The organism is Marinomonas ostreistagni (assembly GCF_016888445.1).
Classification (GTDB): domain Bacteria; phylum Pseudomonadota; class Gammaproteobacteria; order Pseudomonadales; family Marinomonadaceae; genus Marinomonas; species Marinomonas ostreistagni.
Genome location: NZ_JAFEKF010000002.1, coordinates 884,970 through 896,473, shown reverse-complemented (window position 1 = coordinate 896,473; position 11,504 = coordinate 884,970). Strand labels below are relative to the sequence as shown.

Genomic DNA, 11,504 nt, shown 5'->3' with positions numbered 1-11,504 from the left:
TAAAGAAAGACTGGCTTAATGATCTAAATCGATGACATCCGCTAGCGATAAACCACGATTTTGCAGCAACACACGCAGCTTACGTAATGCTTCTACCTGAATCTGGCGCACCCGTTCACGGGTTAGGCCAATCTCAGCACCTACGTCTTCCAACGTACTCGGCTCGTAACCACGCAGTCCAAAACGACGCGCAATGACTTCGCGCTGCTTATCGTTTAACTCATCTAATAGCTGCTCAATATTGTGGTGCACATCACCTGTTTGGCGCTCGTCTTCAGGCCCCGCGTGTTGGCTATCGGCTAATACTTCGACTAGGCTCTTGTCATTATCAACGCCCCCGACAGGAGAATCGATCGAGCTAACACGCTCATTAAGACTAAGCATCTTTTGCACATCCTCTACCGGACGATCGAGCATCTGTGCAATTTCTTCCGGGGTCGGTTCATGATCAAGTTTCTGGGTTAACTCACGCGCTGCACGCAAGTACACATTAAGCTCTTTGACGACATGAATAGGTAAGCGAATCGTACGGGTTTGATTCATGATCGCCCGTTCGATGGTTTGACGAATCCACCAAGTGGCATAAGTTGAGAAGCGGAAACCGCGCTCTGGGTCAAATTTTTCCACCGCTCTGATAAGACCTAAATTACCTTCTTCGATCAAATCTAGCAGGGTTAAGCCTCGATTAAGGTAGCGTCGAGATATTTTCACCACTAGGCGCAAGTTACTTTCGATCATGCGCTTACGGGCGGCCTCGTCGCCTTTGAGAGCCAAGCGAGCAAAATACACTTCTTCTTCCGCTGTCAGTAGCGGGGAGTAGCCTATTTCGCTTAGGTATAGCTGTGTCACATCTAGTGATTTTGCATCGTTATCCGCATACCGAGCATTCACAGCAGATTCAAACTCAGCGTCCGAATCGTCTTCCGTTTGTTCGATCTCTTCGAAATCAAAGTCCTCAGTGGTTTGTAGGACTTCTTCATTCACCTTATCCATATTTACCGATTTCATATCGTCCTCCTCAAAGCCCCAAAAATTGTAATTATTATTTTTTTGGTAACACTCTTAATGGATCGATCGGTTGGCCATCTCGCCTCACTTCAAAATGCAGTAATGGTCGCTCAGTTCCTTTCCCACCAATTACTGCAAGGGAGTCGCCCATCCGTACCGTTTGTTTTTCCTTGACTAAAATGCGCTCGTTGTAAGCATAGGCACTTAGGTACACTTCATTGTGTTTTACTATGACTAAATTACCGTAGCCAATCAAGCCATTGCCTGCATAAACGACCACACCATCTGCCGCCGCTTTAACATGCTCGGCATCTTTGCCTTTGATGTCTATACCTTTACTACTAACACCAGCGTTTGAAAAGCCTTTTTTCACAGCCCCTGACACAGGCCATTGCCAGTTTGAAACTTTTGCAGTAGGTATCTTTACAGTGGACACAGATTTTTGAGCGGAGTTCACTTTTGAACTGGTGCTTTTTGTCACCGCTCTGGTGGCGCTTGATGACGCGGCAACCTGGCGCGTACTAGATGCTTTCTTCGGCGCACCAGTCAAACGAATCTTTTGATTAGGATAAATAGTATAAGGTGAGTTGATGCCATTAATACGAGCGACTCTGCGGTAGTCTAAGCCGTAAGAAAAAGCAATGGAAAAAAGGGTATCACCCGATTTGACGCGATGGATGCCGCTACTCGGCACAGGGCGAACCTGTGCCGAAGAGCCACCACCGGATGAACCTCTGGGTGCACCATAGTGAAAACTGTCGTAGGCACATCCAGTGAGCGTTAGGCAAATAACGACTAGGGCACTGAGTCTTTTTGTCAGTGTTTTTTTAGAATTCCCTAATTTAGCAAATGCCTTTTTTAATCTCATACGCCACGACTCAATTTACATTTATAACGCTACTTATTATTCGCATCTGTTTTTTGTAACGAGATGTAATGCGCCCCTAAAACAATCCCAGCACCTAAAGCAATTAATAGGCAAGGGATAAGCAAATCTTGTAGCCAGTGATAGTTCGCCATTTGCCATGGTAGTAAAAGAGCCTCTTCACTCGGAATGGTTTTACCGCGCACTTCAATCACACTTAAGGCTTCTTTCCAAGGCCAGACCTTAGTCAATGCACCTAGCATAATGCCAGTCAATAAGGCCAAGGTCACTTGCTTGGCATGCTGTAATAGCCAATGTAGCAACTTGGAGAAGCTTAGCAAGCCCAATAACGCCCCCATGGCAAATATCACAATCACCGCGAGGTTCAAATCTTTAATCGCGCCGATCACATAACCATACATCCCTAGCATTAACAAAATAAAGCTGCCGGAAATGCCTGGTAAAATCATGGCACAGATGGCAATCATGCCGGCACAGAACACCATCAACCAATTAATGCCAACCTGCGTCGGCACCAACATAGACAAACTAGCGCCGATCAGCACACCGATCACTAGCATGCCTAGATGACGTGCATGGAATTTAGGAATGGCGAGAATCAAGACCACGGCGGATGCCAAGATCAAACCAAAAAAGAAGCTCCAGAGCCATACGGGATAAGTGTGCATAAGCTCAGTCATAAGACTGGCAATACTAAAAATCGAGGTCGCAATCCCTGCCAACAAGATCACTAAAAAGGTGCCATCAAAATGTTGCCAAAGCGCCTTGAACTGCCCTTTAAACAACATCATGATGCTGTCCTTGTTGACGCCGCTCAACGCAGCGATCAAGCGATCATAGATACCAACAATAAACGCGATTGTGCCACCTGACACACCAGGAACAATGTCAGCAGCGCCCATCAATACGCCACTCAAGTAAATTTTAAGCCATTTAGGCATCGATTTTTCCTTCTAATAACGGGACGAACTGGGCAGCCTCTGACTCGAGACGCTTCCACTTATCGCCTTGCCGACGCCAACACCCAATGGTAGGCGGGTGATCTGCTATCGGCATAATCAAGATCCCATCTTCTTTTAACATATCAGTCAGTGCTGAGGGCACTTTACTGGCCATGGCGGTGACAATGATGGCGTCCATTTGTACTTTTTGTGGCCAACCTAAGTGACCATCACCGTGCAAACACTCCACATTATTCAACGCCATTCGTTGCAAACGCGCTTGCGCGAGTTGATGCAAACTTCGTTGCCGCTCGATGGTATGCACTTTATTGAAGAAGTGCGCCAAAATAGCGGTTTGATAACCTGAGCCCGTCCCTACTTCGAGTACTCGTCCTAAGCGCGCATATTGCAATAACCACAGGGTCATACGCGCTACCGTCAGTGGTTGACTGATCGTTTGGTTACGACCAATCGGCAAAGATGTTGGACTATAAGCTAAATGAGAAAAGGCAGGCTCAACAAATTCATGACGTGGTAAAGACGCCATGACTTGCAGTAGTTCTGTATGCTCAATTCCTTGTTGTTGCAAATGATGAAGCATTTGCCCAACACGAGCTTGTGAGGATTTTAACAGTTCATCCAGAGCTGTGGTCATAGCGGCAGATCATTCACCCATTGATTCAAATAATTTAACGCACCATGACACGTCATGTCCGTATGGATTGGTGTAATAGAGACGTAACCTTCCGCCACCGCGTGAAAATCCGTCCCCTCGGCCGCATCATTGGCTCCTGCTAACGCACCAATCCAATAACACTCAAGCCCTTTAGGATGCTGCGCCGGAATCGCTGGGTGCGCTTGATGACGATAGCCTAAACGGGTGACTTTGGTACCTTTAAGATCGCTAAAAGGCACATCCGGCACATTGATATTCAGTAACACGTTGGCAGGCAGAGATAAGCTGTGCGCATCCTTTAACAGCTGCACAATCACCTTGGCTGCGGTGTCAAAATGCCGATTACCCACCAGTGAGACGGCAATCGATGGCCGACCTAAATGGCGGGCCTCCATCGCAGCGGCGACCGTACCAGAATAAATGACATCATCGCCCAAATTAGGCCCATGATTAATACCAGAAATGACTGCGTCAAACTTACCATCAATCACTTCTGACATGGCCAAGTTCACACAATCGCTGGGCGTGCCGTCCACTTTATACTGTTTCTCTCGCACACAAGTCGGTCGTAATGGACGCGTCAATGTCAGTGAATTACTGGCGCCACTGCGGTCACGATCCGGTGCAACCAAGGTACAGTCAAAAGCAGAGGATAAGTATTGATGTAAGGTTTGCAGCCCTAAAGCATCCAAACCATCATCATTCGATAGCAGTAGTCTCATGGTGTTTTTCTTGTGATCGGTCATGAATATTGAACAGTTCTCGCAATACACTGGTGGCGAACGCGCCTTTTGGCAGCTCAAATTGCAGTACCAACTGATCCGCCCCTTGGCTACCCTCAAGCAATTCCCAGGCCATATCTTTAGGAACAATGCGTGTCGCGCGACTGTCACGGGCAAAGCCAAATGTCATCAAGCCATCCAGTAGATCTGCTTGCGACTGATAGAGCGCCTTCATTTGCTCGGCTCGGGCGGCGTTGGTTCCCATTGGCCAGCCATCACTGATTAAAGGCAACACTGGCGAGATATCCCCTTGCTTTAAGCGATAGATAAGATCTAAAGACAAAGCTTTGACGCGAAAGGACTGACTGCCATCCCTTGGCTGGGCAATATCACCTTCACTCAGAACGTCCCATGTACCTTGTGCCACGTACAAAGACAGCGCCTCATTGAAAAACCAAGAACGTATCGCCGACAGCCAAAAGGATTGTGTTTTATTCAGCTTATGCGTGCCCTTTCGTCCAGGTAGCACCATGTCACGACCATTGACTAAATTATTCCCGCGAATACCAAACCGCTGTTCACCATAATAATTCGGCACACCATAGCTTTTAATTAACGCTAGACGCTGCTCGATTTCAGTTTGGTCGCCAACAATATTACGCAATCGCAAACTGAAGCGGTTGCCTAGCAAGCCACCTGTTTTGAGCTTTTTGCTATGGCGTGTTTGGCGTAACACTCGCACGATCTCAGGCGCTTTAAAGACGGCTTCAATAGCGCTGAAATCCGGCGTTTGGCCGAGTATATGCAAGCAAAACCACTGACGTGTACAGGCATGGCGGTCTTTGGCGCCAGCATAGGTCACACGACTAGGGGAAATATCTGCTAGTTGCGCCAGACGCTTGGCTAAAAAGTCCGTGTTAACGCCCTGCTTTTCGATCCACAAAAATACAAACTCGCCTTGGTGGTCTGGCTCGTAACCCAATACCTCTTCGACCAAAAAATCGCTTTCAATGGTTTTTAAATCGGCCTTAGCATTAGGCTTTGTCCAAGCATATCCCCAGTCAGTATTCATCGATCGTTTCGGTACAATAACGCCACCGCCTCAACTGCTATGCCTTCCTTACGCCCAGTAAAGCCAAGCTTCTCGGTAGTAGTGGCTTTGACATTGGCCGCACCCAGATCAATCTGAAGATCGCTGGCAATGTTGGCACGCATGGCATCAATGTGCGGACGCATTTTTGGCGCTTGCGCCATAATAGTGACGTCAACATTCCCTACCAGCCAACCTAACTTTTGCACCTCAGCAAACGCTTGGCGTAGCAAAACACGGCTATCAGCCCCAGCAAACTCGGCATCCGTATCTGGGAAATGCTTACCAATATCGCCTAATGCCGCCGCCCCCAATAAAGCATCCGTCAGGGCATGCAAAGCGACATCACCATCCGAGTGCGCCACTAAGCCTTTTTCATAAGGAATGGTGACACCACCGATGACAATCGCGTCGCCTTCACCAAATTTATGCACATCAAAACCGTGCCCAACTCGAAATGGAATCATAGAACGCTCCTATTGTTGCTCTGCTGAATGAATACTTAACAGCGCTTGCGCAATGACTAAGTCATCTGGCACGGTAATTTTCAAGTTACTTGGCTCACCTTCAATAAGGTCTGGTTGCCAATCCATCAGCTCCATCGCAGAGCTTTCGTCGGTGATGGCTATGCCTTCTTGCTGGGCCGTGGTGATGCCTTCATAGAGTGCCATTAAAGGGAATTTTTGCGGCGTTTGCGCTTGCCAAATGACGCTACGATCTACTGTGGCTGTGGCGCGCCCTGCCTCGGCTAGCTTAAGGGTATCTTTAGCAGGCAATGCTAATAGGGCACCTTGCTCACCTGTGTGAGACATAATCCGTGTCAGAGCCGCTTGGGACACTAAAGGCCTCGCAGCATCGTGAACCAACACCGACTCTTGCTCCGCGACCCCTAAGGCCAATAACACCTGCAAGCCATTCACTACCGTATCGGCACGCTCCTCACCGCCATCAAAACGTACCACTTTAGGATGCGTCGCCCACTCAGAATCAGGCCAATAGGCATCATCTGGGCTCACACCTACCGCAACCCCAGCGATCTGAGGATGGTCGACAAACTTGCTAATGGTTAGATCGAGAATGGTTTGCCCTTGCAGCGATAAATATTGCTTCGGCTGTACGCTGGCCATGCGCTGGCCTACACCAGCAGCTGGAATAATCACCCAAAACTGTGTCATTACTTTTCTACTATGCGATAAAAGACTTCACCGTCTTTAATATATTGAAGGTCCGTCCGAACATGTTCCTCTACGGCATCCTCGCCGAGACGCAAATCATCGATTTGGGCACGCAAGGCGTCATTACGAACTTTAAGACGCTTGTTAATCTGCTCTTGGTATTCAATTTGTTTGGCGAGCTCTTCTTCCCGCTTCACGCCTTGTTCACCCCAATAGGTTTGAAAAGACAAGTACGCGGTGAAGCACAAGAAGATCCCTAAAAATATGCGCAACATCATGTTGGAGATTCAGACTCAGGACAAAAATGAATGCCCATTATTTCGCGAAATGCATGAAAAAAAAATAAAAAAGGGAGAACAATGTTCTCCCTTTTCGAACTGCTTAAGAAAATTAAGCTTGGCCTTTGATCTCAGAGCGACCTTTGTAAGGTGCTTGACCACCTAGTTGCTCTTCAATGCGTAGCAATTGGTTGTACTTAGACACACGATCAGAACGGCATAGAGAACCCGTCTTAATCTGACCTGCAGCAGTACCGACCGCTAGATCTGCGATGGTGGCATCTTCGGTTTCACCAGAGCGGTGAGAAATAACCGCTGTGTAGCCTGCCGCTTTCGCCATTTTGATCGCTTCAAGCGTTTCAGTTAAAGAACCGATTTGGTTGAATTTGATCAAGATAGAGTTAGCGATGCCTTCATCGATACCACGCTTAAGAATCTTAGTGTTGGTTACGAACAAATCGTCGCCTACCAATTGGATCTTATCGCCAAGAATCTTAGTTTGGTAAGCAAAGCCTTCCCAATCAGACTCGTCTAGACCGTCTTCGATCGATACGATTGGGTACTCGTTGCACAGCTCAGCTAGGAAGTCAGAGAAACCTTCTGCGGTGAACTCTTTGCCTTCGCCTTTAAGATTGTATTTGCCATCTTCGTAGAACTCAGAGGCCGCACAGTCCATCGCTAGCGTGATGTCTTTACCTAGCTCGTAACCTGCTGCTGCAACCGCTTCTTTGATCACAGCTAGCGCATCAGCGTTAGACGCAAGATCTGGTGCGAAACCACCTTCATCACCTACCGCTGTGTTCAAGCCACGTGAGTTTAGGACTTTTTTCAGTGCATGGAAGATTTCTGCACCGTAACGTAGCGCTTCACGGAAGTTAGGCGCACCCACTGGCTGAATCATGAACTCTTGGATATCAACGTTGTTATCCGCGTGCTCACCACCATTGATGATGTTCATCATAGGTACTGGCATCGAGTACACACCAGGTGTGCCATTGATGTCCGCAATGTGTGCGTACAAAGGTACTTTCTTAGACACTGCTGCCGCTTTCGCTGCCGCCAAAGAAACCGCCAAAATCGCGTTAGCACCGAACTGTGACTTGTTCTCTGTGCCATCTAGATCAATCATGATCTTGTCTAGCTCAGCTTGGGCCGCTGCATCTTTGCCCAATAGCGCTTCACGAATCGGACCGTTGACCGCTGCAACAGCCTTTAGTACACCCTTGCCCAAGTAACGGCTTTTGTCGCCATCACGAAGCTCTAACGCCTCACGTGAACCGGTAGAGGCACCAGAAGGTGCACACGCTGAACCAAAAGAACCATCGGCTAGGATCACGTCAGCTTCTACTGTTGGGTTACCACGTGAATCCAGAACTTCTCTGGCCTTGATATCAACGATTTGACTCATAACAAACCCCTTTTAGTAGATGAGAAACTTACAAACGTCTGTGTTTGTTTAAGTTATTTTTCTTTTCCTGCATATTTCAACGCTGCATGTACAAAGGCGCTGAACAGGCCGTGCCCGTATCGAGGTGTTGAAGTAAATTCAGGGTGGAACTGACACGCCACAAACCATGGGTGATCGGCAATTTCCACCATTTCTACTAAAGAGTTATCGCCCGAACGACCAGAGATCGTTAGACCTGCCTCTTCTAGCGCAGAAACATAGTAATTATTCACTTCGTAACGATGGCGGTGACGCTCGCTAACGACAGCTTGACCGTATGCCGCACGTGCTTTAGTGCCTTCGATCAAGTTACAGTTTTGAGCCCCTAGGCGCATCGTACCACCCAGATCGGATTCCTCTGACCGGATTTCTTTGGAACCTTCAGAGTTAGTCCATTCAGTGATTAGACCAACTACAGGATTCTCTGTTTTAAGATTAAACTCAGTGCTGTGGGCACCCGTTAGATTTGCTACGTTACGAGCAAATTCGATGACCGCTACTTGCATACCTAAACAGATACCCAAGTAAGGGATTTTATTTTCACGTGCGTACTGCGCTGTACGAATCTTACCTTCTACACCACGCTCACCGAAGCCACCCGGTACTAGGATCGCATCCATACCTTCAAGGATCGCTGTGCCTTCTTCTTCAACTTTTTCAGAGTCAATGTAATGCAGTTTCACCTTAGTGCGCGCGTGAATACCAGCATGATCCATCGCTTCGATCAAAGATTTGTAGGCATCCAACAGCTCCATGTATTTACCAACCATGGCGATGTTCACTTGCTTCTCTGGATTTAGCTTCGCTTGAGCGACTTTGTTCCAGATCTCTAGATCAGCAATGTTGCAATCTAGGTTGAAGCGCTGCACGATCAGGCTATCAAGCCCTTGGTCGGCCAACATTTGTGGGATTTTGTAGATGGTATCTGCATCTGGTAGCGATACGACAGCACGCTCATCAACGTTGGTAAACAAGGCAATCTTCTTACGCTCTGGCGCTTCGATGCTCACTTCCGAACGACAAATTAGGATATCTGGCTGAATACCAATCGAACGCAACTCTTTAACAGAGTGTTGCGTCGGCTTAGTTTTGGTTTCACCAGCAGTACGGATGTAAGGAACCAAGGTTAGGTGCATGAACAAAGCACGGTGTGAACCCAGCTCAACTTTTAGCTGGCGAACCGCTTCTAGGAAAGGTTGTGATTCGATATCACCTACCGTACCACCGATTTCAACTAGGGCAACGTCGGCACCTTCAGCGCCTTTGATAACGCGGCGTTTGATCTCATCAGTGATGTGAGGGATCACCTGAACCGTACCACCAAGGTAGTCACCACGACGCTCTTTTTGTAGAACGTGTTGGTAAACGCGGCCTGAAGTGAAGTTATTAAGCTTGCTCATCTTGGTATCGATGAAGCGCTCGTAGTGACCTAAGTCTAAGTCTGTCTCAGCACCGTCGTCGGTTACGAAAACTTCACCGTGCTGGAATGGGCTCATAGTGCCTGGGTCCACGTTGATGTATGGATCCAGTTTCAGCATGGTGACTTTTAGACCACGGGATTCTAGGATTGCAGCAAGAGAGGCTGACGCCAATCCTTTACCAAGTGATGAAACCACGCCGCCTGTGACGAAAATATATCGTGTCGCCATGAGTGTTTAGCCCGCCTTAAATTGTATGATCGAAATGAGAATGAGGCATTTGAAAACATGCCTTTAGGACGGGAGCAAATGATAGCATCAGACCCCCTTCCACTCAACGTAAAAGCGGACAAGTTTACCGCCTTTTGGCCAAAAATTGTAACAAACTTTCTAGCCTTTTCGACAAGTCCTTGATTTATAAATCTAACACCAAACATTCGCTACGCGCCCGTGAGCAACAAGGCATAATTAATTGTCCTGAAGCGCGCTCATCATTGGATAAAAAAGTGTCTCTATGATCCGCCACACCTTCGATCAAGCCCGTCATACAAGTGCCACACCAACCCTCTTCACAAGAAACAGGTACATCAATGCCATTGGCTTCCAAGGCTTCCGTAATCGTCACACCTTGGTCGACATCGATCATTTCACCGGTACTGGCAACTTTGACCTGAAACGCATCTAATGGCGCATTGTCCATCTCTGGCGAACGGGATCCACTAAAGTACTCACGATGTAGCTTGGTCTCAGGCCAGCCCAAACTTGCGGCTTGCTCCAAGACGGTATCAATAAACGCCTGCGGACCACATACATAGATATCGCGCTTATCTTTATGCTGCTCCAGCAACGCTCTAATATCGGCACGGCGCTCGGTATCAGTAAAGTGAAATTGCACCTTATCAGCAAAGGGCGAGTCTTTGAGCATCTGGTAGAAGGGGGCTTTAGCAGAACTTTTAACCGAATAATGCAAACAAAAGTTGGTACCCGTTTTGTGCAGCGTTTGCGCCATCGGGATCAAAGGCGTAACACCGATACCGGCCGCCATCAACAGGGCTGGGGAACGTGGGTTGGTTAGTAGGAAATGGTTTTGCGGAAACTTACACTGCAGCACATCGCCTTCTTTAAGTCGATGCAGCTCCGCTGAGCCACCACGGGATTGAGGCTCGCGCAACACTGCGATTTCAAAACTTTTGCCAGAGGTTGGCAAGCGACAAAGGGAATACTGGCGCAATAAGCCGCTTGGCAATTGCAAGGTAATGTGCGCGCCAGCTTGGTAGACAGGCAACGGCTCGCCATCTTCGCGCGCCAACTCGATTCGAACCACATCCTCGGTTTCTTTCAGGATGCGCTGTACCACCAAATCCAACATTATGGCTTTCACTGGCTCCACCTCATCTAGCAATCATTTACCTCTTAAATATAGAGTACTTAGAGATGCTAGGAAATAGCCATAGTGTTGGTATCAAAGTGATTAGTGCCAAGGATTACCCAGCGGCACCTCTAAGGTATTGCCTTCACCGACTGGCTGCCCCACCATTTCATCATAAGCACTTTGGTGACAGAGAACCATTTGCTCAACCTGCTTGCCTTCAAACAGCTGCTGCAACTCGAGCTTATTATGACTTTTTAGAAGTTCACCACGCTGGTCATGCAAGTAATGCTCTTGCCCGTCAATCACCACCGAAAGCTGATACAAGTTGGACTCCAACGAGTGAATTCGCACTTTTTCAAAACTCTGAATGTCATGTAAGTCTGCTATTTTCATCATCCACCTCCTACTGAGTTGTAAAACTTACGTACAAATAGGTTGAACAGATGACTATTTTTGAACGAATATGCAACAAATAAAGCCGCTTTATTACA

General features: G+C 47.7%; 13 protein-coding genes. All 13 read right to left on the bottom strand.

Annotated elements, in window-relative coordinates; translation table 11 throughout:
• Positions 1-15: 15 nt before the first annotated feature.
• Positions 16-1,008: an RNA polymerase sigma factor RpoS gene (gene rpoS / locus JQX58_RS09635; RefSeq protein ID WP_204146613.1), complete on the bottom strand. Its 993-nt coding sequence runs from the start codon at positions 1,006-1,008 to the stop codon at positions 16-18.
• A gap of 34 nt (positions 1,009-1,042) precedes the next feature.
• Positions 1,043-1,876: a peptidoglycan DD-metalloendopeptidase family protein gene (locus tag JQX58_RS09630; RefSeq protein ID WP_204146612.1), complete on the bottom strand. Its 834-nt coding sequence runs from the start codon at positions 1,874-1,876 to the stop codon at positions 1,043-1,045.
• Positions 1,877-1,905: 29 nt separating this feature from the next.
• Positions 1,906-2,835 carry a DUF368 domain-containing protein gene (locus tag JQX58_RS09625; RefSeq protein ID WP_204146611.1) on the bottom strand — a complete coding sequence of 310 codons (930 nt, stop codon included), beginning with the start codon at positions 2,833-2,835 and terminating at the stop codon, positions 1,906-1,908.
• A complete protein-coding gene (locus tag JQX58_RS09620; protein ID WP_204146610.1) occupies positions 2,828-3,490 on the bottom strand; it encodes a protein-L-isoaspartate(D-aspartate) O-methyltransferase in 663 nt (220 codons plus the stop codon). The genes JQX58_RS09625 and JQX58_RS09620 overlap by 8 nt, the downstream gene beginning before the upstream one ends.
• On the bottom strand, positions 3,487-4,233 hold the full coding sequence (gene surE, locus JQX58_RS09615) for a 5'/3'-nucleotidase SurE (protein ID WP_204146609.1): 747 nt from the start codon (positions 4,231-4,233) through the stop codon (positions 3,487-3,489). The genes JQX58_RS09620 and surE overlap by 4 nt, the downstream gene beginning before the upstream one ends.
• Positions 4,211-5,305, bottom strand: coding sequence for a tRNA pseudouridine(13) synthase TruD (gene truD / locus JQX58_RS09610; protein WP_204146608.1), 1,095 nt, complete (start codon positions 5,303-5,305; stop codon positions 4,211-4,213). Before truD ends, surE begins: the two co-directional genes overlap by 23 nt.
• On the bottom strand, positions 5,302-5,790 hold the full coding sequence (gene ispF / locus JQX58_RS09605) for a 2-C-methyl-D-erythritol 2,4-cyclodiphosphate synthase (protein ID WP_204146607.1): 489 nt from the start codon (positions 5,788-5,790) through the stop codon (positions 5,302-5,304). The genes truD and ispF overlap by 4 nt, the downstream gene beginning before the upstream one ends.
• A 9-nt stretch (positions 5,791-5,799) precedes the next feature.
• Positions 5,800-6,498 carry a 2-C-methyl-D-erythritol 4-phosphate cytidylyltransferase gene (gene ispD, locus JQX58_RS09600; RefSeq protein WP_204146606.1) on the bottom strand — a complete coding sequence of 233 codons (699 nt, stop codon included), beginning with the start codon at positions 6,496-6,498 and terminating at the stop codon, positions 5,800-5,802.
• On the bottom strand, positions 6,498-6,776 hold the full coding sequence (locus JQX58_RS09595) for an FtsB family cell division protein (RefSeq protein WP_239090233.1): 279 nt from the start codon (positions 6,774-6,776) through the stop codon (positions 6,498-6,500). The genes ispD and JQX58_RS09595 overlap by 1 nt, the downstream gene beginning before the upstream one ends.
• Positions 6,777-6,888: 112 nt before the next feature.
• A complete protein-coding gene (gene eno / locus JQX58_RS09590; protein ID WP_204146605.1) occupies positions 6,889-8,184 on the bottom strand; it encodes a phosphopyruvate hydratase in 1,296 nt (431 codons plus the stop codon).
• Between the two features lie 53 nt (positions 8,185-8,237).
• Positions 8,238-9,872, bottom strand: coding sequence for a CTP synthase (locus tag JQX58_RS09585; protein WP_204146604.1), 1,635 nt, complete (start codon positions 9,870-9,872; stop codon positions 8,238-8,240).
• A gap of 184 nt (positions 9,873-10,056) precedes the next feature.
• Positions 10,057-11,022, bottom strand: coding sequence for a PDR/VanB family oxidoreductase (locus JQX58_RS09580; RefSeq protein WP_338040726.1), 966 nt, complete (start codon positions 11,020-11,022; stop codon positions 10,057-10,059).
• A gap of 90 nt (positions 11,023-11,112) precedes the next feature.
• Positions 11,113-11,409 (bottom strand): DUF6482 family protein, encoded by a 297-nt coding sequence (locus JQX58_RS09575; protein ID WP_239090232.1) that lies wholly within the window; start codon positions 11,407-11,409, stop codon positions 11,113-11,115.
• Positions 11,410-11,504: the final 95 nt, after the last annotated feature.